General features: G+C 55.8%; 27 protein-coding genes. 9 read left to right on the forward strand and 18 right to left on the reverse strand.

All coding sequences use genetic code 11. The features are described 5' to 3' along the window. Window positions 1–3: 3 nt before the first annotated feature. From Q0775_RS18990 to Q0775_RS19030, 9 genes are all read right to left on the reverse strand, one after another. The gene (locus tag Q0775_RS18990; protein WP_298864888.1) at window positions 4–777 is read right to left on the reverse strand and encodes an SDR family oxidoreductase; all 774 of its coding nucleotides are present in this window, start codon (window positions 775–777) and stop codon (window positions 4–6) included. A 3-nt stretch (window positions 778–780) separates the two neighbouring features. Then, on the reverse strand, window positions 781–1,551 hold the full coding sequence (locus tag Q0775_RS18995; protein ID WP_298864890.1) for an SDR family NAD(P)-dependent oxidoreductase: 771 nt from the start codon (window positions 1,549–1,551) through the stop codon (window positions 781–783). Continuing rightward, window positions 1,548–2,834 carry an acyl-CoA dehydrogenase family protein gene (locus Q0775_RS19000; protein WP_298864984.1) on the reverse strand — a complete coding sequence of 429 codons (1,287 nt, stop codon included), beginning with the start codon at window positions 2,832–2,834 and terminating at the stop codon, window positions 1,548–1,550. Before Q0775_RS19000 ends, Q0775_RS18995 begins: the two co-directional genes overlap by 4 nt. A 38-nt stretch (window positions 2,835–2,872) precedes the next feature. Then, window positions 2,873–3,652 carry an enoyl-CoA hydratase-related protein gene (locus Q0775_RS19005; RefSeq protein WP_298864893.1) on the reverse strand — a complete coding sequence of 260 codons (780 nt, stop codon included), beginning with the start codon at window positions 3,650–3,652 and terminating at the stop codon, window positions 2,873–2,875. Then, window positions 3,649–4,938, reverse strand: coding sequence for a 3-hydroxyacyl-CoA dehydrogenase (locus Q0775_RS19010; protein WP_298864896.1), 1,290 nt, complete (start codon window positions 4,936–4,938; stop codon window positions 3,649–3,651). The genes Q0775_RS19005 and Q0775_RS19010 overlap by 4 nt, the downstream gene beginning before the upstream one ends. After that, window positions 4,935–6,662, reverse strand: a complete 1,728-nt coding sequence (locus tag Q0775_RS19015; protein WP_298864899.1) for an AMP-binding protein — start codon at window positions 6,660–6,662, stop codon at window positions 4,935–4,937. The genes Q0775_RS19010 and Q0775_RS19015 overlap by 4 nt, the downstream gene beginning before the upstream one ends. A gap of 212 nt (window positions 6,663–6,874) precedes the next feature. Then, window positions 6,875–7,666 carry a manno-octulosonate cytidylyltransferase gene (locus Q0775_RS19020; RefSeq protein ID WP_298864901.1) on the reverse strand — a complete coding sequence of 264 codons (792 nt, stop codon included), beginning with the start codon at window positions 7,664–7,666 and terminating at the stop codon, window positions 6,875–6,877. Beyond that, entirely contained in the window at window positions 7,666–8,622 is a 957-nt protein-coding gene (locus tag Q0775_RS19025; protein ID WP_298864904.1) for a KpsF/GutQ family sugar-phosphate isomerase, read from the reverse strand. The genes Q0775_RS19020 and Q0775_RS19025 overlap by 1 nt, the downstream gene beginning before the upstream one ends. 88 nt (window positions 8,623–8,710) lie before the next feature. After that, window positions 8,711–9,550: a fumarylacetoacetate hydrolase family protein gene (locus Q0775_RS19030; protein ID WP_298864907.1), complete on the reverse strand. Its 840-nt coding sequence runs from the start codon at window positions 9,548–9,550 to the stop codon at window positions 8,711–8,713. A 146-nt stretch (window positions 9,551–9,696) separates the two neighbouring features. Here Q0775_RS19030 and Q0775_RS19035 point away from each other — a divergent pair, with 146 nt between their 5' ends. Then, window positions 9,697–10,707 carry an NAD-dependent epimerase/dehydratase family protein gene (locus Q0775_RS19035; protein ID WP_298864910.1) on the forward strand — a complete coding sequence of 337 codons (1,011 nt, stop codon included), beginning with the start codon at window positions 9,697–9,699 and terminating at the stop codon, window positions 10,705–10,707. Here the strand turns inward: Q0775_RS19035 and Q0775_RS19040 are convergent, their stop codons facing one another. The 4 genes from Q0775_RS19040 to Q0775_RS19055 form a co-directional block, all read right to left on the reverse strand. Next, window positions 10,708–11,385, reverse strand: a complete 678-nt coding sequence (locus Q0775_RS19040) for a nitroreductase (RefSeq protein ID WP_298864913.1) — start codon at window positions 11,383–11,385, stop codon at window positions 10,708–10,710. Between the two features lie 16 nt (window positions 11,386–11,401). Next, window positions 11,402–12,163: a MipA/OmpV family protein gene (locus tag Q0775_RS19045; RefSeq protein ID WP_298864917.1), complete on the reverse strand. Its 762-nt coding sequence runs from the start codon at window positions 12,161–12,163 to the stop codon at window positions 11,402–11,404. A gap of 321 nt (window positions 12,164–12,484) precedes the next feature. Then, window positions 12,485–13,444 carry a ParB N-terminal domain-containing protein gene (locus Q0775_RS19050; RefSeq protein ID WP_298864920.1) on the reverse strand — a complete coding sequence of 320 codons (960 nt, stop codon included), beginning with the start codon at window positions 13,442–13,444 and terminating at the stop codon, window positions 12,485–12,487. A gap of 165 nt (window positions 13,445–13,609) precedes the next feature. After that, the gene (locus Q0775_RS19055; RefSeq protein WP_298864923.1) at window positions 13,610–14,905 is read right to left on the reverse strand and encodes an AAA family ATPase; all 1,296 of its coding nucleotides are present in this window, start codon (window positions 14,903–14,905) and stop codon (window positions 13,610–13,612) included. A gap of 442 nt (window positions 14,906–15,347) precedes the next feature. Between Q0775_RS19055 and Q0775_RS19060 the strand changes: the two genes are divergently transcribed. After that, the gene (locus tag Q0775_RS19060; protein WP_298864925.1) at window positions 15,348–16,028 is read left to right on the forward strand and encodes a hypothetical protein; all 681 of its coding nucleotides are present in this window, start codon (window positions 15,348–15,350) and stop codon (window positions 16,026–16,028) included. On the opposite strand, the gene Q0775_RS19065 is transcribed toward Q0775_RS19060, so the two are convergent. Next, window positions 16,023–16,709 (reverse strand): type 1 glutamine amidotransferase, encoded by a 687-nt coding sequence (locus tag Q0775_RS19065; protein WP_298864928.1) that lies wholly within the window; start codon window positions 16,707–16,709, stop codon window positions 16,023–16,025. The two genes, Q0775_RS19060 and Q0775_RS19065, sit on opposite strands and share 6 nt — an antisense overlap. Before the next feature lie 87 nt (window positions 16,710–16,796). Between Q0775_RS19065 and Q0775_RS19070 the strand changes: the two genes are divergently transcribed. Genes Q0775_RS19070 through Q0775_RS19100 form a run of 7 tightly spaced genes read left to right on the forward strand, consistent with a single transcriptional unit; the run spans window position 16,797 to window position 22,593 of the window. Further along, entirely contained in the window at window positions 16,797–18,053 is a 1,257-nt protein-coding gene (locus tag Q0775_RS19070; protein ID WP_298864931.1) for a cytochrome P450, read from the forward strand. Window positions 18,054–18,067: 14 nt separating this feature from the next. Next, window positions 18,068–19,357, forward strand: a complete 1,290-nt coding sequence (locus Q0775_RS19075) for a glutamine synthetase family protein (protein WP_298864934.1) — start codon at window positions 18,068–18,070, stop codon at window positions 19,355–19,357. A gap of 10 nt (window positions 19,358–19,367) precedes the next feature. Then, the gene (locus Q0775_RS19080; RefSeq protein ID WP_298864937.1) at window positions 19,368–19,682 is read left to right on the forward strand and encodes a 2Fe-2S iron-sulfur cluster-binding protein; all 315 of its coding nucleotides are present in this window, start codon (window positions 19,368–19,370) and stop codon (window positions 19,680–19,682) included. A gap of 27 nt (window positions 19,683–19,709) precedes the next feature. Further along, window positions 19,710–20,336: a GntR family transcriptional regulator gene (locus Q0775_RS19085; RefSeq protein WP_366863721.1), complete on the forward strand. Its 627-nt coding sequence runs from the start codon at window positions 19,710–19,712 to the stop codon at window positions 20,334–20,336. 45 nt (window positions 20,337–20,381) lie between these two features. Continuing rightward, on the forward strand, window positions 20,382–21,086 hold the full coding sequence (locus Q0775_RS19090) for an ABC transporter permease (RefSeq protein ID WP_298864986.1): 705 nt from the start codon (window positions 20,382–20,384) through the stop codon (window positions 21,084–21,086). Further along, the gene (locus Q0775_RS19095; RefSeq protein ID WP_298864943.1) at window positions 21,080–21,793 is read left to right on the forward strand and encodes an ATP-binding cassette domain-containing protein; all 714 of its coding nucleotides are present in this window, start codon (window positions 21,080–21,082) and stop codon (window positions 21,791–21,793) included. Before Q0775_RS19090 ends, Q0775_RS19095 begins: the two co-directional genes overlap by 7 nt. Continuing rightward, window positions 21,790–22,593, forward strand: coding sequence for a substrate-binding domain-containing protein (locus tag Q0775_RS19100; protein ID WP_298864946.1), 804 nt, complete (start codon window positions 21,790–21,792; stop codon window positions 22,591–22,593). Before Q0775_RS19095 ends, Q0775_RS19100 begins: the two co-directional genes overlap by 4 nt. Here the strand turns inward: Q0775_RS19100 and Q0775_RS19105 are convergent. From Q0775_RS19105 to Q0775_RS19120, 4 genes are read right to left on the reverse strand one after another with little or no spacing between them, the layout of a single operon-like run. After that, the gene (locus tag Q0775_RS19105) at window positions 22,577–23,539 is read right to left on the reverse strand and encodes an ABC transporter ATP-binding protein (protein ID WP_298864950.1); all 963 of its coding nucleotides are present in this window, start codon (window positions 23,537–23,539) and stop codon (window positions 22,577–22,579) included. The genes Q0775_RS19100 and Q0775_RS19105 overlap by 17 nt on opposite strands. Then, window positions 23,536–24,522 carry an ABC transporter ATP-binding protein gene (locus Q0775_RS19110; protein ID WP_298864953.1) on the reverse strand — a complete coding sequence of 329 codons (987 nt, stop codon included), beginning with the start codon at window positions 24,520–24,522 and terminating at the stop codon, window positions 23,536–23,538. The genes Q0775_RS19105 and Q0775_RS19110 overlap by 4 nt, the downstream gene beginning before the upstream one ends. Then, window positions 24,519–25,391, reverse strand: coding sequence for an ABC transporter permease (locus tag Q0775_RS19115; protein WP_298864956.1), 873 nt, complete (start codon window positions 25,389–25,391; stop codon window positions 24,519–24,521). The genes Q0775_RS19110 and Q0775_RS19115 overlap by 4 nt, the downstream gene beginning before the upstream one ends. Then, window positions 25,388–26,365: an ABC transporter permease gene (locus Q0775_RS19120; RefSeq protein WP_298864959.1), complete on the reverse strand. Its 978-nt coding sequence runs from the start codon at window positions 26,363–26,365 to the stop codon at window positions 25,388–25,390. Before Q0775_RS19120 ends, Q0775_RS19115 begins: the two co-directional genes overlap by 4 nt. Between the last annotated feature and the right edge of the window lie 23 nt (window positions 26,366–26,388).

Consider the following 26,388-nt stretch of genomic DNA (forward strand, 5'->3'; position numbering starts at 1 on the left):
GTCCTAACTGTCAAAGCTGCCAAAACGGCGGTTCAGCTTGCGCATGCCCCCGATCCAGCGGTCATAATTGTCGGTCTTGTTGCGCATATAGGTCTCGACCTCTTTATGCGGCAGCACCAGAAACGTCTCATTGCGGATCGTCTGGACACAAGCCTCGGCCACGGGGCCAGGTTCCATCATGCCATCAATCGCTGCTACATGATCCTCATGGCCGCGGGTCATTTCAGTACGCACCGCTTGCGGGCACAGGACCGAAACTTTGATCCCCTGATCACCATAGGTCAGCGCCAGCCATTCGGCCAAGCCAACAGCGGCATGTTTGGTGACACCATAAGGGGCAGAGCCGATCTGGTTGAGCAAGCCTGCCGCCGAAGAAGTATTGAGCAGATAACCACCCCCACGCGCCGACATCAACGGTACCAGATGACGGGCAGCCCAGACATGGGACATCACGTTGATCTCCCAAATCCGCTGCCATTCGGCGTCTTCCACTTCGACACCACCGGGCACGGAAATCCCCGCATTGGAACAAAATAGATCAATCGGACCCGCATCAGCTTCCACAGCGTCAATCATACCCGTGAGCTGATCTTTGACCGCGACATCCACTTGGTAAGCTTTGCCACCCATCATTTTCGCAGTCTCTTCTGCACCCGCCATATCACGGTCCACACACGCAATATGCTTGGCCCCCTCCTCGGCATAGCGCAGGCACATGGCCCGCCCGATACCCGAAGCGGCCCCTGTCACGACGATAATTTTATCTTTGAGTTCCATAAACTATGTCCACATATTCGAGCCGCCACAGACGGTAAGCGCCTGACCGGTCATGTACTTGCTAGCGTCTGAAGCAAGGAAAACTGCCAGCCCCGCGAAATCCTCAGGATCGCCCAAACGTCGCAGTGGAATCTCGTTCTCAATCCGCTTGGCGACTTCTGGATTGTCCCAAAGCTCACGCGCGAATTCGGTTTTCACCAGACCGGGGCAGATCGCGTTGAAACGGATGCCGTTGGGTCCAAACTCCGCCGCGAGGTTACGGACCAGACCGATCAACGCAAGTTTCGACATGCCATAAGTGCCCAGCATAACCGACGGCTTGAACGCCCCAATGGAGGAGGTGAAGGCCATCGACCCGCTACCCTTGGAGACCATATCGGGGGCCACCATTTGTGCCAACCAAAGGTTGGAGCGAACGTTAGCGTCCATCGTTTTGGTATAGGCATCGTCTGGAATTTCTGAGGTTTTCCCGTAATAGGGGTTCACCCCCGCATTCCCGATCACACAATCAATTGGACCTGCCAGCTCATGGGTTTTATCGACCAGCGCTTGCAGCTGCTCCTTATAACCGACGTTGCAAGCCACAGCATGGGCGCGGCCCTTGCCGAGGGCGTTAATCCCCTCGGCAGCAGCATCCAGCTGGTCCTGCTTGCGTGCGGAGATGACGACAGTCGCGCCATGCTCCGCCAGCGCAGTCGCCATCGCAAGCCCCATCCCTTTGGAGGCGCCCGTGAGCAGCGCCACCTTTCCGGTCAGGTCAAACAGCGTGCTCATACACCGCTCCGCGTGCGGCCTGTTGCAATCTCCCCGCGTGCGCGGTCCGTACGTGAATTGGACGACTGGTAGTCCTTCACTTCGGCACGCGCGATCACGTGGTGGTGGACCTCATCAGGGCCATCTGCATAGCGCAGGGTGCGCTGTGCCGTGTACATGCCCGACAATGGCGACCACTGGGAAATCCCTGTCGCACCATGCACCTGCATCGCCTCGTCGATGATGTTGCACACTTTTTCCGGCACCATTGCCTTGATCATAGAGACCCAGATACGCGCCTCTTTGTTACCCAGTACATCCATCGCTTTGGCAGCTTTGAGCACCATCAGGCGCATCGCTTCGATCTCGATCTTGGAACGGGAGATTGTCTCCATGTTCTTGCCCAGATCGATGATCTTCTTGCCGAATGCCTCGCGCGACAAACCACGCTCGATCATCAGATCCAGCGCCTTTTCCGCCGCCCCGATGGAGCGCATGCAATGGTGGATACGGCCAGGTCCAAGGCGCACTTGGCTGATCTCAAAACCACGACCCTCACCCCAAAGGATGTTGCTTTCAGGAACGCGGACATTGGTGAATTTGATATGCATGTGACCGTGCGGCGCATCATCATGGCCAAAGACATGCATCGGCCCGACAATCTCGACACCGGGGGTGTCGACGGGCACAAGGATCTGCGACTGCTGGCGGAAAGGCTCCGCATCGGGCGAGGTCTTCACCATCGTAATCATCACCTTACAGCGCGGATCACCCGCACCAGAGATGTAGTATTTCTCGCCGTTGATGACCCACTCGCCATTCTCGAGCACAGCAGAGGTCGAGATATTCTTGGCATCGGACGACGCCATATCAGGCTCCGTCATTGCAAAGGCAGACCGGATTTCACCCGCCAACAATGGCTTGAGCCATGTGTCTTTTTGTTCCTGTGTCCCGATCCGCTCAAGCACTTCCATGTTGCCCGTATCAGGCGCGGAACAGTTCAGCGTTTCGGAGGCCAGCGGATTTTTTCCCAGCTCGGCAGCGATATAGGCATAGTCTAGGTTGCTCAGACCTTCACCTGTCTCGGCGTTGGGCAAAAAGAAGTTCCATAGACCGTTTTCACGGGCTTTCTTCTTGGCCGTTTCCAACAGTTCAAGCTGGCCTGGCGCATGGGACCAACGATCCGCACGACCTTCGCCCAGTGCAAAATACTCTTCGGTAATCGGCTCGACGTTTTCGCGAATATGCTTGATCACGGCAGCCAACAGCGGCTTGGCTTTCTCGGACATTCCGAGGTTGTTCATTTCCATTGGTGTCTCTGACATGTGTATGTCTCCCTAGTTTATTTGTTCACCCAGTTGGGTTTGCGTTTCTCGACAAAGGCATTCACGCCCTCTTTGAAATCTTCGGTTTTGGCCAGATCGGCGATGACCTCACGGGAATAGGCGATGCTGCCCTCCATCCCATCGCGGACATACATATCGTTCAACACGCGCTTGGTTGCTTTGACCGCAGAGGGTGAGACAGTACACAACTGCTCTGCCTTCTCCATCGCTTTTGTCATCAGCTGATCATGCGGATGCACCTCGTTGACACAACCTAAGGCCAGCGCTTCGTCCGCCATAATGGTACGCCCTGTGTACATCATTTCCTGTGCGGCCAATCGTCCGATATACCGCGACAGACGCTGCACACCTGAAGCGGCGGCAAAGAAGCCGACCTTTACTTCGGGCAAGGCAAACTTTGCATTCTCGGAGGCGAGGATAATGTCGCACGACAGGGCCGTCTCGAACCCGCCGCCCATGGCAAACCCGTTGACTGCTGCGATGATCGGCTTTTCAAGAGTGAAGCGTGAGGACAGACCCGCAAACCCCATCGGCGTCATCGTTGCACGCGCGCCACCTGCGGCAGTCGCCTTGAGGTCGTTGCCCGCACAAAACGCTTTATCGCCAGCACCCGTGAGAACCGCTACCCACAAATCTTGATCCGCCGCAAACGCATCCCAGCAATCGGCCATCTCGTTGTGCATATCCACATGCACCGCGTTATAAACGTCAGGGCGGTTCATCGTGACAACGAGGATATGCCCCTTCTTCTCGGTCGTAATATATTCGTAGCTCATACTTTCAGCCCTCCGGTATCAATCTCGGTAAACTTGCCATCTGTCGCGGCAAGCTGGCGCAGCAAGTCTGCAGGGGCGAAGGCAGGATCGTCCGCGCCCAATTCCTCCATCCGCGCCAGCACCGCTTTTGCGCCGACCATATCGCCATAGAACATTGGCCCGCCCTTATCCGCAGGCCAGCCATAGCCGTTGAGCCAGACCACATCGATGTCAGAGGGACGCTGCGCCTTGTTCTCTTCAAGGATTTTCACCGCTTCGTTGATCATCGGATAAATGCAAATCTCGATGATCTCCTCGGCGCTCATGGATGAGGCCTCGGCCCCTGTCACGTTCTTGATAATTCCCGCCGTTACGTCAGACGGCACAGGGCGGCGGCTCTCGTCATAGTCATAGAACCCCGCTTGGGTCTTTTGTCCGCGGCGGTCCATCTCACACAGCATGTCGCGGATCGGGTTGTCCGTGGTGGCCCCTTTGGACCAGCCAATATCAAGACCCGCCAGATCGCTCATCTGGAACGGTCCCATCTTGAAGCCGAACTGGTTCAGCGCCGCATCCACATCCCAAGGCATCAGCCCTTTGGCCAGCAGTTTGTTCGCCTGAATCTGGCGCGCAAACAAAATGCGGTTGCCCACAAATCCGGGGCAAACCCCGACCAGCGCCGCAATCTTGTTGATCTTCGCCGCCAGCGCCATAGACGTTGCAACAACGTCATCCGCCGTGTGCGCCGCACGCACAATCTCCAGCAGCTTCATCACGTTGGCGGGGGAGAAGAAGTGCAGCCCGATTACATCCTGCGGACGGCGCGTCATCGCCGCAATCTCGTTAATGTCCAGCGCAGAGGTGTTCGTCGCCAAAATCGCGCCCTCTTTGCAAACGCGGTCCAACTCGGTGAAAATCTTGCGCTTTAGGTCCATGTCCTCGAACACCGCCTCAATGATCAGATCACAATCTGCCAAATCAGCCAGCTCTAGCCGCCCGTCAAAACGGCCCATCCGCGCTTCGACTTCTTCCTGCGGGAAACGCCCCTTGTCGGAGGAACGCTGGTAGTTGCCGCGCACCACGGCCAGACCACGGTCCAGCGCCTCTTGTGTCGTCTCGACGATCTTTACATCATAGCCTGCGGTGGCGAAGTTCATCGCAATGCCGCCGCCCATCGTACCCGCACCAATGATGCCAACGGTTTTGATCTCACGCTGCGGCGCATTGGCATCCAGTCCTGGAACTTCCCACGCTGCTTTGCCCGCTTTCGCGATATAGTCGCCTGTTTCTTCGATTGTTGGTGTCATGTTTTTGCCTCTTGGTTTTCCAGACAGGCCGCGCGAACCCCGCGACGGTCAAGTTTATCGGTAGCACCGCGCATCAGCGGCACATGTTGTGTCCACAAATGCTGCGGTGTTTTGAATTTTGCGATATGCCCCTCAAGGGCTGCCGCCATCTCATCGTGGCTCAGCACAGCGCCCTCACGCAGTTCCACGCAGGCGCCTACCACTTCGCCCAAACGCTCGTCGGGAACAGAGAATGCACAAGCCTCAATCACGTCAGGCAGACGGTGCAACGCGCCTTCCACATCCAGACAGGCGATGTTCTCGCCACCACGGATGATGATGTTTTTCTTACGGTCCAGAATGGTCACGAACCCTTCGGAATCCATCACGGCCAGATCACCTGTGCGCAGCCATCCGTCCTGCATCGTCTCCGCTGTGGCCTCGGGCTTGTTCAGATAACAACGCATGTTGGCAGGGCTTTTGACCGTGATCTCGCCAAGCTCCCCCAGCGATACATCATTGCCGTCATCATCCAGCAGACGCAGTTCTTGCAACGGCGGGTGCAGCTTTCCCGCGCTCTCGGGACGCTTCACATAGTCATCGCCGATCATGCCAATCCCCAATGCATTCGTCTCTGTCATGCCCCAACCCGTCGCGATCCCAGCATTGGGAAAACTCTCGGCCAATTGTGCGACCTGCGCACCGGGACGTTTCGCTCCGCCAGAACCCAGATAATCGAGCGTTTCCAGCGTAACAGCTGCTTTGCGTGAGGCCATCATCAATTCCGCCGATTGTGTCGGTACACCAAGGAAACGCGTGATCTTCTCCGCTTGGATCAGCCGCACAGCTTCATCAGCATCCCATTTCCGCATCAGCGTAATATGCGCACCCGCAGGCAAGCTCAGCAAAAACAGCGGATGGGTTGCAGTGACATGAAACAGCGGGGTGACCACAAGCGCGGAAGGGCGCAGTGGCTCTGGCGCGCCTTCCTCGGGCGGCGTTACAAGCGGCGCAATCACTGCCTGCATCAGCCAACTGAAAACAGCACTTACAGCACTACGATGCGTTTGCACGACACCTTTGGGATGCCCCGTCGTGCCCGACGAATACATGACTGCGAAATCATCATCGGTGTCGATCGTCACATCCAGAGCCGTATCAGACGCGGCAGTCTGGAGCGCGGTATAGTCGTGCCCGACCATCCCCTCGCCATCGCGCACGCCAACCAGCGTCAGAGACAGATCATCGACCAATGGCATCAACCGCTCGATACGTGGACCATCGGCAAACACCAGCTTGGCCTCACTATCGCGCAGAGCGTAATCAAGTTCTTCGGTGGTCCACCACGCGTTTACAAAAACAACCGTCGCGCCCGTCGCGGAGATGCCAAGCACCAGTGTCATCAATTCAGGGTAGTTGCGCATCGCAATCGCGACACGGTCACCTTTGCCAATCCCGAAGGTCCCGTGCAGCACATTCGCCACACGCCGCACTTCGGTACAGAATTCACCATAGGTCCAGCGCTCCCCCTCATACAAGAGATAGTCAAGCGCACCATCACCGTGCTGCGCCTTACCCGCTGCCATCAGAGACGGAACCGTGGGTGGAATGTTCTGGAACGCTTTATACGTCACGCCCCGCACAACTGTAGGTGCTACAGAAAATGTCGGATTGGTCGCAACAACATGGGCAACGGCCGCTTCGGGCGACATCGCACTCATGCTGCGCACCCGGTGCAGCGGCATATCTGTTTCATGGTGACCCTCCCAAGTCTCGACGGGACGCTTGTCCTCTTCCTCCTGAGGACGGGCGACTCTCTTTGAAGATAGACTAGGGGGAAAAATCGGGCCTGCCAATACCGCAGGTCGGAACTTCGTTTCGCAAATGCGATTTAGCGGAACTGCGTCCTTTTATTCCTAATTATTACATAACACTCATTATGCAGCGCCAAAAATACTTACTCAGCGTTTAATATGGATTCAATTCGCGCAACGTCGCCAGGATTGTTTAATTCCCAGAATACCCGGCCCCGTCCCTCGACTTCAACACACAAGACATCTGTACCGTTTTCAAGAAACCGCAACTGCTCCAACCCTTCATGCCGTTCCAAACGCCCCTCCGGCCAGCTTGCATATTGCGCCAAGGCCGCGGGACGGTAAGCATAGAGACCAACATGGTGGAACACATCCCCCTCTGCATCCGCCGCTTTATCAGGGTGGATGTAGGGCAAAACCTCTTTGCTGAAATACAGCGCGCGGTGGTTGCGATCAAACACAGCCGTGGTGCCGCCCACCAACCCTGCCGCACGGTCCGCACGGAAATGCGCATAGGTTTGCGCATCACATAAAACCACAGGCGTCGCTACGGGCGCATCGGGATGTGCTGCCATCGCTGCAATCAAATCCTCGACGAACCATGCAGGCGTCAACGGTGCGTCTCCTTGCAGGTTCACCACCAAATCGGCCTCGAACGCTCCGCTAATGGCGGCTTCGGCACAACGCGCTGTTCCGTTTTCACAGCGCGTTGAGGTCATGATCACTTGGGCGCCAAAAGCCTCTGCCGCGTCTTTGATCCGGTCATCGTCAGTTGCGACATAAACAGCATCGACGCCCTGCACTTCCATCGCCGCTTCCCAGCTACGTTGGATCAAGGATTTCTCTTGGCCGTCACGATCACGCAAAGTGACAAGTGGTTTGCCCGGATAGCGGGTCGAAGCATAGCGCGCAGGAATTACGATTACAGTCTTCATCAAGCTACTCCTGCACGCAAACAGTCATGGATACGCAAAAGCCCAACGGCCGCCCCTGCCCCATCGACGACCACCAACACGGTAATTTTGTTTTCGTTCATCACCGACAAGGCCTGTACTGCCATCATATCAGGCGGCACAGTCTTGGGCGCCTTGGTTGCAACTTCTCGCGCTGACTTGGTGCCAAGATGCTCGCTGTTGCGGCGCAAATCCCCATCTGAAATCACCCCGACCAGCTTGCCCTCCTCAACGACACAAGCGATGCCAAATCCCTTTTCGCTCATCTTGAGCAGGGTCTCTTGCATGCCAGCGTCAGGTGACACAACCGCCATTGCCTCTGGTCCGTGCATCAACTGATGCACGAGGGCCAGCTGCGCTCCCAGCTTGCCGCCCGGATGATACGTGCGAAAATGCTCTGACAGAAAGCCGCGCTGCTCCATCAAAGCCATGGCCAGCGCATCACCCAGTGCAAGTGCCATTGTGGTCGAGGTGGTGGGCGCAATGCCGCTCCCCGCTTCCTTCTCTTGCGGAAGGGTCAGGCGAAAATCAGCTGCCCGCATGAGGGTGCTGTCAGGTTTGCTACTGATCCCGATCATCGGGATAGAAAACCGGCGTGTGTGGTTTATCAGATCACCCAACTCGGACGTTTCGCCCGAGTTGGACAATAGAATGCAAAGATCGTCCAACTTAATCATCCCCAGATCGCCATGGCTCGCCTCGGCGGGATGCACAAAATAGGCAGGCGTGCCCGTGGATGCGAGGGTCGACGCAATCTTGCGGGCGATGTGACCTGACTTCCCGATACCCGACAAGATAATGCGACCTTTGGTTTCCAGTATCCGCTCAACCGCCCCAACAAAATCATCGGGCAAGTTCGAAGCCATCCGCACCAAGGCTTGACCCTCATGCTCAAGCACCTGCGCCGCAGTGGCCAATATCTTGGTTTCATCTGACATTACGGCTCTTTCTATATGCAACGGGCTTCACCCAGATGTACGCGCGCGCATCCTGCGCTGCAAGGCGAACAGCGGATTTAGTCGCGGCTTATGGACGGTAGGCGACAACGGGCTGCCGCTGTATACCAAGACCTTCAACGCCCAACTCTACGACATCATCAGCCGCCAGAAACTGCGGCGGCTTCATCCCCATTCCCACACCTGGAGGGGTGCCTGTCGTAATCACATCACCAGGCATTAGGGTCACAAATTTGCTAAGATAGGATACAATATGCGCGACGCTAAAAATCATCGTCGCCGTGCTGCCCGTCTGTTTGCGCACGCCGTTTACGTCCAGATACATCATCAGGTTTTGCGGGTCGGGAACCTCCGCCGTACTCACCAGCCATGGTCCGATGGGCGCAAAGCTGTCGCAGGATTTCCCCTTGGTCCACTGCCCTCCACGCTCCGTCTGGAAGGCACGCTCGGACACATCATTCACGATGCAATAGCCCGCCACATGCGACAGCGCATCAACCGCCGCCACATGATGCGCGCGGGTACCGATAACCACGCCCAACTCGACTTCCCAATCAGTCTTTTCTGATCCTTTGGGCAGGATGATCGGGTCGTTGGCCCCTGTAGCGGGGCAAGACTTCATAAACAGGATTGGCTCTTGGGGGATAGGCATACCCGCCTCTTCGGCGTGATCGGAATAATTCAAACCGATACAGAAAATACGCCGCACGTCGTCAAGGATCGGCGCATAATCCCCCTCAACCACCGGTAAGGTTTCGGGGTCGAGCGCTTCAAGCCGCGCCATCTCGTCCGGGGTCACGGCCATGGCCGTGATGTCCTGAACAGCGCCCGAGATATCACGCGCCCTGCCCTGTTCGTCGATCAACGCGGGACAAACACCATTCTGGGTTCTAACGCGGGCAAGTTTCATATGGGACGCTCCTCTAAATTCTCACGCCACCATACCGTCAATGTGAACAGGGTGAAGCCAGAAAAGTCGCCTTTACGGTTGAGGGGCGACCCCCCGTGGGTGTAAGCGCGAGGAACGCCCCCTGCCCCGCTCCAAAGGATATCCAGATGAAAACTGCACTTGTCACAGGCTCTTCCGGCTTCATCGGGTATTTTGTGGCCGATGCACTGCTCGCCCAAGGATGGCAAGTGATCGGTGTTGATTCCATGAGCGATTATTATGATGTGAAGCTTAAACAATCGCGTCTCGATCTGCTGGAAGCGCAAGGCGGCTTTACCAATGTAAAAGGTGAAGTGCAGGAGCAAGGGTTGCTGACCGAGCTTTTTGCCAAGCATAAGCCCGAGATTGTGATCCACCTCGCGGCCCAAGCAGGCGTGCGCTATTCGCTGGAAAACCCCATGTCGTATTTTCAGACAAATTTGGGCGGGACATTGCAACTGCTTGAAGCGGCGCGTGCCCATCCGCCCAAACACATGCTGATGGCATCAAGTTCTTCTGCTTATGGGGCAAATACACAGATGCCCTACAACGAGAATATGCAAGCAGACCATCAAATGTCGCTTTATGCAGCGACCAAGAAATCGTCCGAGAACATCGCGCACAGCTATGCACATCTCTTTGCCCTGCCGATCACCATGTTCAGGTTCTTTACCGTTTATGGCCCATGGGGGCGGCCCGATATGGCGCCGCATCTTTTCACGTCCCGCATCCTCGAAGGGCGCCCGATTGACGTTTACAACCATGGCGATATGCGGCGTGATTTTACCTATGTTACCGATCTGGTTGAGGCGATTTTGCTCTTGGTGGATGCGGTGCCAGACCATCTGACGCAGCAGGGTATGTTCGCTGGCGACAGCTTGTCCCCCGTTGCCCCTTACCGTGTGGTAAACATCGGGAACTCCGAGACTGTGCCGTTGTTGGATTTCATCAAAGCGATTGAGGATGCAACTGGCATCAAAGCGGAAAAAAACCTTATGCCCATGCAGCCCGGCGATGTGCCGGCAACATGGGCGGACGCAAGCCTACTTAAATCTCTGACAGGTTATGTCCCAAAAACGAGTGTCCGTGACGGCGTCGCAAAGTTCGTCGCGTGGTACCGCGATTACTACAACATCTGATTAGTCATCAAACCCGATAAAGCTGGCAACATCAGCGACATCGCGGCGCTCTGACACAACAGCATTGGCGGAGAAATCCTCATCCGGCCACCCCAGTGCGACACAGGTCATGATTACTTCGTCGTCAGGGATTTGAGCATGCTCACGCACCACGGGAGACTGCATGATCCCCTGCCCGTTTATCACACAGCCCAAACCACGCGACCAAGCCGCCAGCGTGAGGCCGTAAGTCACGGCACCCAGATCAAAATGTGCAATTGTTCCGCCTTCCAGAGACTTATCAAACGTCACGACAATTGATACGGGGGCATCAAACTGGCGGAAGCCCCGCATGACCCAATCCTGCCGCATCTCTTTGTCTTCGCGTGCAATACCCATCGCGGCAAACAGCTGCTTAGCGATGCCAACCTGACGATCGCGGTGTGGCCCCTCATAGGCACCGTGATCAACGATTTCTCGCACAGGTGGGACACCGCCCAACATGCGGGCGGAATTTCCTTCACGCACCTTCTCAAGCGGCTCTCCGGTCAGGACATGCAAGTGCCAAGGCTGAGTGTTCATGGATGACGGTGCGCGGTTGGCCAAAGCAATCACTTCTTCAATGAGTTCCCGTGAAACAGGCTTGTCCAGAAATCCGCGGATACTCCGGCGACCGCGCATTGCGTCATCAATGTTCATAAAGTTCTAATCCGTCTTAAAAGTTTAGGTTAAAGATCCGGCTCACACCAAGACCGATGCGCCATTGATCCTCGGATCCGTTAAGCGTGATCGGGCTGTCTGCGGCATCACCCAACAGTTTTTCATAGCTGACAACTCCTTCAAGCGACCATTTATCGTCGATGAAATATGTGCCCGTTACAGCAAGGCCTGCGCTCAATGCACCACCCGTAGCATCATACTGTGAGAAGCTGGAAGCAGCAGCTTCGGCTGCGGAAACGCCGAAATAGGTATTTGCAAACTCATCGTTGCCAAAATTGACGCGCGGCCCCGCCGTAAAGCGCCAGCGGTCATTCGGGCGTACGATCCAGTCAGCACCCAATGTACCAGTGACGCCATCGTGACCCGTCACACCTTTGCGCACCTCGCCAAAGGCCATCCAATTTGTTTGCTGATATTTTAGCCCAAGGCCCAGCTCGACAGCGATGTCGATATCCTCAAGACCAGCGAGCTCTGAGCTGGTTTCCGCAGTACGCTCATCCAAAATGCGGAAAGCACCGTTTAAGCTTAGTCCATTGTCGGGAATGCCGCGGACACCATTGCCTATATCGACCGGTCCCCACTTGAGTGACCCAAAAGTGAATGTTGGCGCAACAAGACCGCCCGTGTCACCAGAACCCATATACTCGGGTGCGGCACCAACACCCGCGCCTAGCGCAAAGTTGAATGACCTCTCTTGTGCAGCTGCGGGTGCAGCAAAGGCGATCATTGAAACAGAAACAAAGATAAAGGCACGCATCGAGAGTTCTCCACAGCTGCTCTTCGCCCAAAATAGGCTTGCAGGATTCTTGTGGGAAAATAGGCGACTGGCTTCTCAATGTATATCAGAAAGCAGTGACAGCCCATTTTAAGGTTTCGCCTTGTACTAAGGGGGCCATATGTTCCACTTTAAATACGCAATTTCAAACGGTTATAGTATAGTTATGTCTTTGACATGCCTGTGAACTTCGCTACAATCAATGCATTCTGACATTTGGTTCCCCGCAGGGAACCGCATCTGACCGCCCTACTCCCAAAAAACCTAATAGAGAACTCGAAACGAGTTCTTTGGTCTATCCAATCATTCATCAAGAATCTTCAGCAGCGCTTCGACGCCTTTTTGAAGCTGGTCTTTGCTCACAGCAGAAAAATCGCGGCGCATTCGCAATTCCAAGCGGCCATCTTGCGCTGTTATCTTCGCCTCTCCCTCTGACCGCGCCAACCGGACAGAGGTCTTCGACATCGACTTGCTTGGTTTGGCATTCAGCGACTTTCGGGGCTCCGCCACACAATAGCGTAATATGCGCAGTTCGTCTTCAACATCCCGCCGTGTAGCTTTCTCCAACTGGTCTATTAGCACCTCAGCTGCTGCCGCATCGGCATCCATATATTTGTAGAGGTCGAGACCCAAAGCGCGAGGGATAGCTTCTGGATGCTTGACGTGGTCGCCGAGCACTTCCAACACACGCGCGAACTGCCGGATGTAGGTCCGCTTTTGCTTTAGCGCTGAGGCATATAAAACGCTAACCGCGTTACTAACGTCCGTGTTAGCCTCGCTCGCGTAGGCCAGAGCGAGCTGCGCCATTTCACCAAATGATAGGTCCTTTCTGATCAAGTTTTCGTCGACCATCTTGCGGTAGAGGTTGGCCAATGGCTCCCCTCGGAGAACCAATGCCGCCGGAATGCGCCCATATCGGGGATCACCCGTTTTGGCCTTCAGCGCTCTAAAAGCATTGAGCCGCCGAAACCCCTGGATCAATTCATAACCATCTTCGGTTTGTTCAACTCTGATCGGGTTAGACAAACCTACGGACTGGATCGAGGCCATCAGTTCCTCAAGCTCCGGATCAACATCTGATGATCTGTCACGCGTAAGCTTTGTCATCTTTACAAGCTCAGTGTCGATCAAATCAGTGATCAGACCCAATTTCTTCAGGCGAACATGCTCAAGCGCCAGCGCATCATTCTCCGCACGTATAGCAGCCTCAGCCTCCGCACGACTGCTGACCGCGCTTGCTGTTTCGGAAATCGCACTTGCCATTGGGCTGCGGCGCGGCGCTGCAGCAGGCTCCTCATTTTGTAATGGGTGACCTTGAACGTTGTATGACTTTGTCTCTGGCGCAGCTTGGTTCCCCGCGGGGAACACGTCGCTATCTGCATCAGGATCAAAATCTATGTCGAATACGCTCCGCTTCTTAACCATTTATCAGTTCTCCACCTTGTCCCAAGCCTGTACAAGCGTATCGCGAAATTCATCATACGCCTGATCAAAAGAAGTTCGCGCCCGCCGCCAAGTTTCACGGGTCATTTGCCGATAGTCCATTTCATAGATTGACGAAAGAAATCTGCCCGACTGCTCAACCGCGCGGGTCATCTCAATAGGGTGAATGGCAACATGTGATTTAAAAACCTGATTAAATGCTGACTGCATCGCACGGTGCAAATCATTATTTGGCTCAAACCGCGTCAACAGAAACTTAATCTCCGCAAAGGCTTTGTGGGGATCGCCACCCGCAGGCAGCGTCCCCCGAAACCGGCCAAGATCTTCCAGCGCTTCCGCCAGCTGCCCAATAAAACTCGTCGTGCTGTCGTACTCCCAATATCCAGGACCGGATGGAATATAGAGCACATCTGCTGCAAAAACGGCGTTCATACTTTGGTACCCAATGGCCGGCGGGCAGTCGAAGATAATAATGTCATAGGCGTCGGCAGGAATTTGATCGAGATATCTCGAAACGGCGGCAAAGAATGACCACTCGGGATTCAGGTGGCGGTATTGGGCTGATGCAAACTCTACAAACGCGGCGTTGGCACAACTGGGTATCAAGTCAATTGTAGGCCAACTTGTAGGCTTTATAAAATCGGTGGTGCGCAAATCGTCCAGGCCCATACCTGTAACTGAGGCCGGCAATTTACGCTGGGGCAGGGAAGTGCCCGTTTCGGCGCCACCAGCAGCTGCATTCATTCGCTCTGTTTCGCGGATTAAATCACGTGCCATGATGCCCCAAACCGTAAATTCCTCCGAGATATCCGAAAGGCCCATTGAGTGACTCAGGGTTGCTTGGGGATCAAAATCCACCGCTAGAACACGGTAGCCATCAAGTGCTGCTGCATGAGCAAAGTGTAGCGCAACTGTCGACTTACCAGCGCCCCCTTTGAAGTTTGCTATAGCAGCACGTATTGGCCTCTTCCCAGCCGGCCTCGGCGGCAGCAAGTTGCGCCCCTTGACCTTTAGCCTGCGCCGTAACTCATTAATCTCTTCCAACGCATACCATCGCTGTCGCCCATCCTCCTCGACAACTCCTTCAGGCAGGCTTGGGTCACTGGCAAGGCGCCCACGAAGTGTTGAGGCATTCATCTTAAGAATAAGCTCCGCGACCTCCCAGCTCGAAAACCGCCGCAGTGTCTTTTCCATCTCAGGTGAATAAGTCTGCTGGCGGATGTAGCCCTGCATTTTAAGGGACTGCGCCTGCAATTTAGCCAGATCGGTATGCGTAAACATCTAGTGCCTCTTCAGTTCAAGTTCCCCACGGGGAACGCTAATCAATACTCTTTCCTGATTTACGCCGAATTTGCACCTTTTGGAAAGGGTGTTATGACTGTTCTTGCAGATACGACTTATTATAAAAAACAAGCCGAGAATTGCTGGAAGGCGATTCGCCTGGATAAAAATTTCGCGACCCAATTCAGGGACACAGTATTACGTATGAATGTCTAACTAGGGGACAATGAGCGTCAATAAGGTGTCATTCAGAGTGTCCCCCTATACCATTGATACCAATTTCTTTAAAATTACTCCCTTAGGTTTCAGTCTGAAAAAGAGACCCTCTTGACACGCAATGAGTTTTGGACGCTAATTAAGAAAATGGCCTGAAGAGCGTTTTAAGCGTGGTCACCGAAGATATTCTTCCCTGAGGCACTTCTAATCCATTTCGGAGCAGTCCATGCACGTAGCACAAGTTGTGGGTCGCAAAGCGGCTGCACAAAAGTACGATCTTTTGACAGCATTAGGGGCTCATGCCCTCTCGCAAGGTAAACACGAGCAACGGCTTGTGCTCCGCTTCATGACGCTGATTACTGCAAGATACAATTGGAACCGCGATGAACTTGCCGTCGGCCAGCGAGAGATTGCACAACTTTGGAGCGTTGATGAACGCACAGTGAAGCGTGAGATGGCCAAATTGCGCGCACTCGGTTGGTTGAGAGTCCACAGACAGGGCGCGCGCGGACGGGTTACCCAATACGGTTTGAATATTGAGTGTATGTTGGAAGCAACACAACAGACGTGGTCAAATGTAGGACCAGATTTTGATCTGCGAATGCACGGTACGCCAGCCACCTCCGATGTTGTGGCCCTGCCAGTCAAAGGTCAAATAATCGCTCCAGAGATTTCCGACGGAACGGAATGGGCATTGGCGCGCGGGATTCTGCACGCCGAGAATCAAGGTGTCTATGGAAGTTGGATTCAGGCTCTAACACGGGTCAATAGGGCAGGGGGGCGCCTTTCCCTGCGCGCTCCAAGCCGCTTTCATGCGGCCTATGTTCAAACGCATTTGTCCGCTCGTCTCCTCGCCGCAGTTCAAGCTGTAGATAGCGATGTCTCAGAAATTGCTGTTGTTCTATAAAACAGCCCGCTCGTAGAATCTGGCAATCCATTCTCCCAGCGCGGCGATATCTGTGCCTTGTGTGAGCGTTTTTGCCGCCTCACTGGTAACATCATGGCCAATCTCTTCTGCAAACGCATCGAGCAGAGCCGCTATAAACGGTCCTGTCATTTCGGGATGGTATTGAGTTGTAAGAACGTGATCCCCAATTGCAAAACCTGCTATTTCGCAGCCTGGTGTACGTGCCACTATCCTTGCGCTGTTAGGCAGAGATACAACTTGTTCTTTATGTGCTGCATACAATGTGACTGAAGTGCGCTGTGGCAAAAACTGTGTCTCTATGCGTCCCAATACCCATCCATTAGGGTTGTCGATAACATCTCCCCCTAATGCCTTTGCAATGACTTGGTGCCCAAAGCATGCGCCGAACATGGGGATTTTTTTTCCGGCAGCTTCGCGCACAATACTTTCCAGGTGACCTATCCATTCCGCATCGTCGTGAATCGATGCTGGGCTACCGGTGACGAGCAAGCCATCAAAGTCTAGGGTCTTCGGGAAAATGCCATCCTTCACCGAAAAAACCTCAAATTTCCAATCAGGACGAACGCGCCACAACAGCTCCGAGAATTTTTGGCCATCTTTAGGATGCGTCTGCGCAAACGCGCTCTCGTCTGTGTTGGTCATCAGAATTGCCAAGCGCATAAAGTTTTCCTTTACATGTGAACGATGCCACTTAATATATTTTTACATATTATAAATATAAGCACCATAAGAAGTGCTGGAGGGATTATGACTGTTTGGATGCCCGACGATGATGGTCATGCTGATCTGTCCTCCCACGATAGCTTTTCCCAAGGTGCGCCGCATAACACCTTTGCCCGATTGCGTCGCGATGATCCGGTCTTTTGGACAGAGTATGCTCAGGGGACGGGCTTTTGGTCTATCACCCGACATGAAGATATCGTTGCCCTGAACAAGCAGAGCATACTGCTTTCTTCTGCACATGGTATCAGGATTGAAGATCAATCCCCCGAAGAAGTTATCGCCCGCCGTACGTTTCAGGAAACGGATGGTGCCGAGCATATGGGCACGCGTATCAAAGTGGCCAAGGCTTTTTCAAAGCCGGTGATCGCGGGGTTTGAGGCGCAGATCAGGGAGCTTTGTATTGAAATTCTTGATGATGCATTGCCCAAGGGTACGTTTGACGCGACCAAGCTGATTGCGCGTGAACTGCCTATGCGGATGCTGGGGCGTATCCTCGGGACGCCTGAGGAAGATTTGCCATGGCTGGTGAAAAAAGGCGATGCGCTCATTGCCAACACCGATCCCGATTTCACTGATCATGTGCTGGACAAAATGACCACGGACGAGTTTCGCCTGATGCCGTTCAATTCCCCTGCGGGAGCCGAGCTGTATGCCTATGCCAAGGATCTGATGGCGCGGAAAAACGCTGCGGGGGATACCAACGGTATCTTGCATTTGATCATGCAGCCGGGGCCTGACGGGAGTGTGATCTCGGACGCAGAATTTCGCAATTTCTTTTGCCTGTTGGTTGCAGCCGGCAATGATACCACACGCTACTCTATCGCTGCGGGATTGCAGGCGATGTGTCACCAGCCCGAGCTGCTGAACCAGATGAAAAGTGGTGAGGTTTGGGACACGATGGCGGATGAGGTGATCCGCTGGGCCACGCCCGCGCTCTACTTTCGCCGCACGGCAACAGCGGATTTAGAGCTGCATGGAAAGACGATAAAAGCGGGGGATAAAGTCGTCTACTGGTTTGCCTCTGGCAACCGCGACGAGGAGGCGTTTGACGCCCCCATGCGTGTTAATCTGGCCCGCACCCCGAACAAGCATTTGTCCTTCGGGCAGGGGGGGCCGCATGTCTGTTTGGGGATGTGGCTTGCGCGGCTCGAAGTGCGGGTCCTGTTTGAAGAACTGTCAAAACGCATCACAGGGATCGAGGCCGCTGGCCCGCATAAATTCCTGCGCTCAAATTTTGTGGGGGGGATCAAGTCCCTGCCTGTTACCGTCCATATGTCTTGAGGGAGACCCGACCGATGTCTGACCGTTTGCGTGCTATTTTCTGTGATCATCTGAGCCTGATACGGGGCAAATACCTGCCTGCTTCCAAAATTGGGGACAATGACACACGGTTTTGCCGTTCAACATTCGGGGTGCATTTTGATCGTGATTTGCTGCCGTCGCCTGGCTCGATGATGATGGAAGGGTTGCCCGATATGGAGCTGCGCTGGGATGCGGCCAACATCCGCGACAGCTGGCACAAGGGTACGAAAATTGTACTTGGCGATTTATATGATCAAGAAGGGGAGCCATTGGCAGTTTGCCCGCGCGCTGCGCTCAAACGGGCAGTTGCGGCGTGGGAGGCCAAGGGGCTGACACCGAAAATCGGGATCGAGCTTGAGGCATTTGCATTTCAGCACGGTGAGGATGGCACGCTCATCCCCTATGACGCACCGGGGGCTGTGGTGTATGGCACGGGCCCCACAACGGACCCGCGCGGATTTAACGACGCGATTTGGGAGCGGGCGACAGAACTGGGATTTAGTATCGATATGATGACCGCGGAGTATGACGCGCCTCAGTTCGAATATACGCTGACCTTCGACGATGCGCTTAAGGCTGTGGATGACATTATCTTGTTCCGCCTGCTCGCACGTGAAGTGGCGTTGGAGCATGGGATCGTGCTGAGCTTTTTGCCCAAGCCGATTGAAGATGCGGGCGGTTCTGGCATGCACATCAACTTTTCCTTTGTCGACAAGAACGGTAATAATGCCCTGACCAAGGATGGCAAAAGCGGCCCCGGTCATATGAGTGAGCTGGCGCGTGGTTGTGTTGCGGGATTGGTGCAGCACCATCGGGGGCTGGCGGCATTGGTGGCACCCACCGCGCTCAGCTATAAGCGGTTACAACCTGCGAGCCTGTCAGGATATTGGCGCAACTGGGGCGGGGACCACCGAAATGTGACGACGCGAGTGAGTGGCGAGGGCGGTGTCAAAGCGCGGCTTGAGCATCGGATGGCAGATGCCTCTGCAAATCCCTATATTGCTGTGGCTGCGGTGTTGCAGGCGGCCCTGCTGGGGGTCGAGACCAAGTACCCGTTGATAGCGCCTGAAACGGGCGACGGTTTTGAGCAGACGGACGCCAATGAAGGTGTCGCGGCTGACCTCGCAGGGGCGATTGCTGATCTGGCGGCCGACAGCGCATTGGGCGATGCCGTTGGTCGAACTCTGGTCGATAACCAGCTGTTTATGCGCGAGGCGGAAGTTGAAAAGACTGCCGAGATGGACGAGATCAGCCTGCGCAATTTTTATATTCCGTTTTTGTAAGGAGCACGTGATGAAAGCGACATGGACCCTGCCTGATGGCAGTACAAAAACCGCAGATGTGGCAGAAGGCGTCTCCCTCATGGAAGCGGCGGTTGCCAATAATATTCCTGATATCGAGGGTGCGTGTGGCGGCTGTTTGTCCTGTGCGACCTGTCACGTATTTGTGGGTGAAGCGTGGCTGGGAAAGGTCGGCGAGGTGGAAGTGTTTGAGGATGCAATGCTCGATTCCACGGATGTCGAGCGGACGGACGCCAGCCGCCTATCGTGTCAGATTAAGATGAGTGCCGCGTTGGACGGGATCACAGTCACCGTGCCATCGGTCTGAGCCATGGCATCGCAGGCGCGTCTGGTGATGGACACCATCCTGGGCAAGATTGATACGGGCACACTCAACCCCGGTGACGTGATTGCCGAGGATGCCCTGATTGCCGAGTTAGGGATTTCGCGCACACCGTTGCGCGAGGCGCTGTTGCAGCTTGAGGCGCACGGGCTGGTGACGCGCCAGCCGCGCAAGGGTGTGGTTGTGTTCAAGCCGACGCTGGAAGAGTTCCTCGCCATTCTTGAAGTGCATGCAAAGCTGGAAGGGCAAGCGGCCGGCCTTGCGGCACGGCGGTTGTCGCCTGCGCGTAGCGATGCCTTGCGCGGGATTGTGGATGCTTGTGCTGCGCATCATGCGGCCTATGGCGATGGACATCCAAATGCGTATTATCAGCTCAACCTCGATTTCCACCGCTTAGTGGGGGAGGCGTCGGGCAATCTCTTTCTTCTGGATATGATAAAGGCCAACGCGCGTAAATTGATGGCCTATTATCGCGCCCGATATCGTACCGTTGGTGCGATCAAGGCATCGGCGCAGGAGCACGCCGCCATTGCGGAGGCGATCATAACACGCCAAAGCGATTTGGCCGAAGACCTGATGACGCGGCATGTGCAGTTCGATCATGTCACAGCAATGGACCTGCTTGCGTCATTTGACTGATCCTCCTACGACCTAGAGGAGCGATTGACGGATGAATGGGCGCAGATGGGCGATCTTTGGGCAGGCATAACAGAAGCGTTCCGGCTGCTTGTCACGCTGGACCGTGATCTGGTGGAGATCACGCTACGTTCGCTTCAGGTGACTTTGACAGCGCTGGTGATTGGCTCGGCGATTGCACTGCCGCTGGCGGCCTTACTGGCGGTGCGGCGGTTCCGGTTTCGGCGGGGTGTGATTGCGGTGCTGAACGCGCTGATGGGGTTGCCGCCTGTTGTGGTCGGGCTGGTGGTTTATGTGCTGCTGTCGCGCTCTGGCCCGTTCGGGGTGCTGGGATTGCTGTTCACGCCAACTGCTATGATCATCGCGCAAGTAATTATTATCGTGCCGCTGATCGCCAGTATCGCACATCAATCCCTGCGCGATTTGTGGAGTGAATACCACGATCTGTTGATTTCCATGAATGTGACCCAAGGTCAGAAAATGCGGACGCTTTTGTGGGATGCGCGGCGCGCGTTGCTCACTGCGTCATTGGCGGGTTTTGGTCGTGCGATTGGCGAAGTGGGCGCAATCATGATTGTGGGGGGTAACATTGATCATGCGACCCGTGTGCTGACCACCGCGATTGCATTAGAGACTGGTAAAGGGGATTTTGCCCTCGCGCTCGGGCTAGGAATCATTCTCATCGGGTTGGCGATTACCGTGAATTTGGCAATCCACTGGCTCAGCCGCACGGAACAGGAGGGGCGTTGGTGAACCTCTTTCCACTCACAGTGCGCAGGGCGGAAACGTCACGGCGCGGAAAGGTGCTGGTCGGGCCTATCGACCTTGATCTGGACGGGTCAGGGGCCACGGTTGTGATGGGTCCTAACGGTTCCGGCAAGACGACTTTGTTGCGGCTGCTACACGGGGCGGCGCGGCTGACGGCGGGGCAAATCACATGGGCTTGTGATGAGCAGTATGCCCGCACGCAGCAGGGATTTGTCTTTCAGCGCCCTGTGATGTTGCGGCGCACTGTGCTGGATAACCTGATGTATCCGCTGCGCATGCGTGGCGTGGTCAGGACGCAGGCTCAAATCCAAGCGGAGGAATGGGCCCTGCGCGTAGGGTTGGAAAAGATGTTGGGGCGGGTGGCTACCAATCTGTCGGGCGGCGAGCAGCAGAAACTGGCCCTTGCCCGCGCTATGATCACCGAGCCGCAGGTGCTGTTTCTGGATGAGCCGACAGCGGCGTTGGATGGTCGTGCTACGCGTGAGGTCGAGGCCGTTTTGAGGGCTGCGCGGGCATCGGGGATGCACCTAATTTTATCGACACATGATCTGGGGCAAGCCAAGCGGCTGGCAGATGAAGTCGTTTTTATATTGCATGGTCGTGTGCTGGAGCAGGGCAATGCGCGGGCGTTTTTCGACGCACCGCAGAGTATTCAGGCGCGGGCATTTCTAAGAGGGGATATCGTAGAATGAGGCGGTTGGTTTTTAGTGTGGTTCTGACACTTTGGGGCGGTATTGCGGCGGCGCAGGATATGATGCGCATGGCGGTGACGACCTCGTTCCAGAACTCGGGTCTGGCAGGTGTCTTACTGCCTGCGATTGAAGCAGATCTGGGACTTGAAGTGCAGCTTGTTGTTGTTGGCACTGGCCAAGCGCTTAAACTGGGGGAAGCGGGAGATGTTGATGCAATCCTTGTCCACAGCCGCAGGGCGGAGGAGACCTTTGTCGCGGGTGGTTTTGGGAGGCACCGCCGCGAGATTATGTACAATGATTTTGTGTTGATTGGCCCCTCTGCTGATGGTGCTGCTGTCGCAGCAGTGCAGACTGCGGCGGATGCTCTGCGAAAGATAGAGGCGACGCAGGAAACCTTTGTCAGCCGTGGCGATGACAGTGGAACGCATAAAAAGGAGCTGGCGCTTTGGCGTGCTGCCGCGTTGGAGCCTGAGAGTTTTGGTGATTGGTACAAGGCGGTTGGTGCTGGTATGGGAGCGGCGTTGAATACCGCCTCTGGCTTGGATGCCTATATCTTGTCGGACCGTGCAAGCTGGCTCAATTTTGGGAACAAGGGCACACTGGCGTTGTTGTTTTCGGGGGATCCAGTGCTGTTCAATCAATACGCCTATCTGCCCGTCAGCCAAGAGCGGCATAGCCATGTGAAGGCAGTTTTGGCAAGCAAGTTGGAAGGCTGGTTAACGTCTCCGCGCGCGGCAGCCTTGATTAATGGCTATGCAATCAACGGGGAGCGGTTGTTCACCTTCAATGCGACGCCTTAATACAGGCGACTTTGTGCTGCGGTGCGATTTCGTCCAACGGGGGTTGTGCCGCTCGACAGGCATTCTCCACAAAGGGGCAGCGCGAGGCAAAGCGGCATCCTTTTGGAGGATCGAGTGGATTAGGCGGATCACCGGGAATCAAAAGTCGCTCGACTTTGCGTTTCTGATCGACGCTTGGCACGGCGGACAGCAGCGCTTTTGTGTAAGGATGTTTGGGATTGTTAAAGAGGCTTAGGCGGTCGGCATACTCTACGATTTTGCCCATGTACATGACTGCGATGTGGTCGCTCATATGCTGCACTACGCCAAGGTCGTGGCTGATGAACAGATAGGTGAGTCCAAGGTCACGCTGGAGGCGGCGCAGCAGATTTAGAATCTGTGCTTGGACAGCCACGTCCAGCGCACTGACCGCCTCATCGCAGATGATAAGTTCGGGATTGGTCGAGAGCGCACGCGCGATGCCGATACGCTGGCGCTGACCGCCGGAGAATTGATGGGGAAAGAGTTTCATCTGCTCGGGGCGCAGGCCGACCTGCTCGAACAACTCGGCCACGCGGGCAGGGCGCTCGGACACAGGCAAGGTGCCGATGCTGTCCATCGGTTCGCGTACAATTGCTTCGGCACGCAGGCGGGGGTTGAGGGATGAGTAGGGGTCTTGGAAAATTACTTGCACTTTAGCGCGGGCTTGGCGCAGGTCTTCGGGTTCCAAGCTCAGGAAGTCCTGTCCATCCAAATTTACTGTGCCGCCAGAGGCATGTACCAGGCGTGCAACGCCAAGGGCGGCGGTGGTTTTTCCCGAGCCGGACTCTCCCACAATCGCCAGCGTCTCGCCGCGCTTTACCTCAAATGAAACGTCGTCCACCGCATAGAGCCAACTGCTGCGTCCCCAACTGCGTTTGACGGGAAATCGGATGGAGAGGTTTTTAACGTCGAGCAGTGCGGTCATAGCTGGTCAGCCTTCCAACAGGCGGAGTGTTGGTCGCCAAAGGCCACCTCGGGGGGGCGCTGGCTTCGGCATCTATCGTCGGCCAGATCACAGCGGGAGGCGAAAAGGCAGGCATCCGCACCAAAGCTGCCGAGACTTGGGACGATGCCAGCCACTTCGGTCAGGTCAGGGCGTTCCTCCGTCAACTCGGCCAGTAGGTGCGGCACGCAGGAAATCAGCCCCTTTGTGTAAGGGTGGCGCGGGTGGTCGATGACGGGGCGGACGGGGCCGTCCTCCGCCTTGCGCCCTGCGTACATGACAACCATACGATCGGCCATTTCGGCGACCGCGCCCATGTCGTGGGTGATGAGGATAATGGCTGTGCCTGTCTCGCGCCCCAGATCGCGCAGCAGGTCAAAGATTTGCGCCTGTACGGTGACGTCGAGGGCGGTTGTTGGCTCGTCCGCGATGAGGATTTTTGGAGAGCATGCGAGCGCGATAGCGATCATCACGCGCTGGCGCTGGCCGCCTGACATCTGGTGGGGATAATCGCTGACGCGAGCTGCGGCATTGGGGATGCGCACAGCATCCAGCAGTTCGGTCGCGCGGGTCCAAGCTTGGGCTTTGTTCATGCCTTTGTGACGGCGCAGGACCTCGGCGATCTGCTCGCCCACGGAATAGACGGGGTTGAGCGAGGTCATCGGTTCCTGAAAGATCATCGAGATTTCATTGCCTCGAATACCGCGCAATTCCTCGTCCGACATTTGGGCCATGTCGCGCCCGTCAAACAGGATGCGCCCCGATGCAACGGAGCCTACCCCTTCTGGCAGTAGCCCCATGATCGCCAGTGCGGTCATAGACTTGCCGCAGCCAGACTCGCCCACGAAACTGAGCGTTTCACCTGCGTGGAGTTCGAGTGACAAGTCGTCGATCACGGGTGCTTGGCCAGACCGCAAGGCCAGTTCGATGCGCAGGTTTTCAACTTTGAGGAGCGGCTCTGTCATCGTTGTCTCAGCTTTGGATTGAGGGCATCGTTGAGGCCGTCCCCGACCAGCGAGATCGCCAGAACTGTGATGAAGATGGCCACACCGGGAACTGTCACAGTGTAGCTTGCGTCGAGGATGTATTCGCGGTTGCTGCCGATGATCTGGCCCCAGCTTGCGACGTTGGGATCGGTGAGGCCGAGAAAGGAAAGGCCCGCCTCGAACAAGATGGCGGAGCCTACCATAAGGGCAGCTTGGACGATGATCGGGGGCAGGGCGTTGGGGAGGATGACGCTGAATATCAGGCGTCCGTTTTTTACCCCTCCCGCGCGGGCGGCGGTGACATATTCCAACTCGCGGATGCGCATGAATTCGGCGCGTGTGATGCGGGCCACGGCGGGCCAAGAGACAAGGCCGATCGCAAGGGTGATCATGGGCAGCGATGCGCCGAACAGCGCGACGATGACCATGGAGAACAGGAGCGTTGGCAACACTTGGAAAAACTCGGTCAGGCGCATTAGGACCTCTTCGACCCAGCCGCGGTAAAACCCTGCGAGTGCGCCGACGGTGATGCCGATGGTGACGGTGACGATTGCAGCGGAAACGCCGACTGTGAGCGATACCTTTGCGCCGTGGATGAGTAGTGAGAGCAGGTCTCGACCGAGGTAGTCGGTGCCCATGAGGTAGCCCTCTTCGCCCGGCGGGGTGAATGGAATCCAGACCATGTCAAACGGATCACCCGGATAAACGCGAGGGCCGATGATCGCGATGCCAATAATGGTGAGCAGGATGATCAGCCCCACCACCGCAGCGTGGTTGCGGCGGAACATCTCGAAAGCTTCCGAGAAGGGGGAGCGTGCTTTTGGCGGTGTTTCTTCGGAAATACTCATGCGCGGCCTCTTACGCGGGGATCAATCAATCGCATGACCAGATCAGTGAGCAGGTTTCCGATGATCACGACCAATGCGGAGAAAAAGAGGATGCCCAAAATAGTAGGCGTGTCACGTGCGAGGATGGAGGTGAGGGCAAGCTGGCCTAAGCCGGGCCATGAAAACACAGTCTCGACCAGCACAGCGCCAGAAATCACAGCAGAGAATTGCAGACCTGCAAGTGTGACGACCGGGGGCAGGGCGTTTTTGAGCGCGTGTTTCAGCGTAACTTCGCGGGGGGTAAGCCCTTTTGCCTTGGCTGTGCGGACATAGTCACTGCCTAGCACTTCGAGCATCGAGGCACGCGAGAGGCGGGAATAGAGGGCAAGGAAAATGGAGCCGAGGGTGATGACGGGCAGGACCATGTGGTGGGCTACATCTAAGGCTTCGACAAAGAAGTTCCCCTCAACCGTGACATCGGACATGCCAGCCACAGGAAAGAGTGGAATCTTCAACGAGAAGGCGATGAGCAGCAGGATGCCCGTCCAAAAGACAGGTGCGGCATAGCCGAAGAGGGCAAAGAAAGTGACGAAGTAATTGGCGATGCCGTTGGGGTGGCGGGCGGAGAAGACGCCCAAGAGCACGCCAATCACGAGGGCGAGGATTTGTGCGGTGACGACAAGCAGCAGGGTCGCGGGCAAACGCTCAAATATCAGGTCGGTCACGGGGGTATTGTAGAAATAGGAAAATCCCAAATCAAAGCTCAGCACGCGGCCAATGTAGGCGACAAGCTGGACAAGGAAGGGTTGGTCGAGGCCGTATTCGCTGCGTATGTGCGCCATCAGTTCGGCGTCGGCACCGCCCATCGAGGCTGCAATCGTGTCGGCCACATCACCGGGGGCGAGGTTCATCATGCTGAAGTTCAGCACCAGCACGGCGATAAGCAGCAAAGCGGCATAGGCGAGCCGCTGGAGTATCGTGATCAGGATATGCATGAGGTCCCAAGCGTCAGAGGAAT

This window comes from uncultured Sulfitobacter sp., from assembly GCF_947499945.1.
GTDB lineage: Bacteria > Pseudomonadota > Alphaproteobacteria > Rhodobacterales > Rhodobacteraceae > Sulfitobacter.

Bases quoted from the DNA above. Each gene is read 5' to 3' on its own strand.
- Q0775_RS19115 (WP_298864956.1), bottom strand. From the start codon at position 25,391: ATGAGTATTTCCGAAGAAACACCGCCAAAAGCACGCTCCCCCTTCTCG.
- Q0775_RS19035 (WP_298864910.1), top strand. From the start codon at position 9,697: ATGAAAACTGCACTTGTCACAGGCTCTTCCGGCTTCATCGGGTATTTT.
- Q0775_RS19070 (WP_298864931.1), top strand. From the start codon at position 16,797: ATGACTGTTTGGATGCCCGACGATGATGGTCATGCTGATCTGTCCTCC.
- Q0775_RS19030 (WP_298864907.1), bottom strand. From the start codon at position 9,550: ATGAAACTTGCCCGCGTTAGAACCCAGAATGGTGTTTGTCCCGCGTTG.
- Q0775_RS19090 (WP_298864986.1), top strand. From the start codon at position 20,382: ATGGGCGATCTTTGGGCAGGCATAACAGAAGCGTTCCGGCTGCTTGTC.
- Q0775_RS19055 (WP_298864923.1), bottom strand. From the start codon at position 14,905: ATGTTTACGCATACCGATCTGGCTAAATTGCAGGCGCAGTCCCTTAAA.
- Q0775_RS19085 (WP_366863721.1), top strand. From the start codon at position 19,710: ATGGACACCATCCTGGGCAAGATTGATACGGGCACACTCAACCCCGGT.
- Q0775_RS19015 (WP_298864899.1), bottom strand. From the start codon at position 6,662: ATGCCGCTGCACCGGGTGCGCAGCATGAGTGCGATGTCGCCCGAAGCG.
- Q0775_RS19045 (WP_298864917.1), bottom strand. From the start codon at position 12,163: ATGCGTGCCTTTATCTTTGTTTCTGTTTCAATGATCGCCTTTGCTGCA.
- Q0775_RS19020 (WP_298864901.1), bottom strand. From the start codon at position 7,666: ATGAAGACTGTAATCGTAATTCCTGCGCGCTATGCTTCGACCCGCTAT.
- Q0775_RS19005 (WP_298864893.1), bottom strand. From the start codon at position 3,652: ATGAGCTACGAATATATTACGACCGAGAAGAAGGGGCATATCCTCGTT.
- Q0775_RS18995 (WP_298864890.1), bottom strand. From the start codon at position 1,551: ATGAGCACGCTGTTTGACCTGACCGGAAAGGTGGCGCTGCTCACGGGC.
- Q0775_RS18990 (WP_298864888.1), bottom strand. From the start codon at position 777: ATGGAACTCAAAGATAAAATTATCGTCGTGACAGGGGCCGCTTCGGGT.
- Q0775_RS19100 (WP_298864946.1), top strand. From the start codon at position 21,790: ATGAGGCGGTTGGTTTTTAGTGTGGTTCTGACACTTTGGGGCGGTATT.
- Q0775_RS19025 (WP_298864904.1), bottom strand. From the start codon at position 8,622: ATGTCAGATGAAACCAAGATATTGGCCACTGCGGCGCAGGTGCTTGAG.
- Q0775_RS19010 (WP_298864896.1), bottom strand. From the start codon at position 4,938: ATGACACCAACAATCGAAGAAACAGGCGACTATATCGCGAAAGCGGGC.
- Q0775_RS19065 (WP_298864928.1), bottom strand. From the start codon at position 16,709: ATGCGCTTGGCAATTCTGATGACCAACACAGACGAGAGCGCGTTTGCG.
- Q0775_RS19105 (WP_298864950.1), bottom strand. From the start codon at position 23,539: ATGACCGCACTGCTCGACGTTAAAAACCTCTCCATCCGATTTCCCGTC.
- Q0775_RS19050 (WP_298864920.1), bottom strand. From the start codon at position 13,444: ATGGCAAGTGCGATTTCCGAAACAGCAAGCGCGGTCAGCAGTCGTGCG.
- Q0775_RS19060 (WP_298864925.1), top strand. From the start codon at position 15,348: ATGCACGTAGCACAAGTTGTGGGTCGCAAAGCGGCTGCACAAAAGTAC.
- Q0775_RS19110 (WP_298864953.1), bottom strand. From the start codon at position 24,522: ATGACAGAGCCGCTCCTCAAAGTTGAAAACCTGCGCATCGAACTGGCC.
- Q0775_RS19000 (WP_298864984.1), bottom strand. From the start codon at position 2,834: ATGAACAACCTCGGAATGTCCGAGAAAGCCAAGCCGCTGTTGGCTGCC.
- Q0775_RS19120 (WP_298864959.1), bottom strand. From the start codon at position 26,365: ATGCATATCCTGATCACGATACTCCAGCGGCTCGCCTATGCCGCTTTG.
- Q0775_RS19080 (WP_298864937.1), top strand. From the start codon at position 19,368: ATGAAAGCGACATGGACCCTGCCTGATGGCAGTACAAAAACCGCAGAT.
- Q0775_RS19040 (WP_298864913.1), bottom strand. From the start codon at position 11,385: ATGAACATTGATGACGCAATGCGCGGTCGCCGGAGTATCCGCGGATTT.
- Q0775_RS19075 (WP_298864934.1), top strand. From the start codon at position 18,068: ATGTCTGACCGTTTGCGTGCTATTTTCTGTGATCATCTGAGCCTGATA.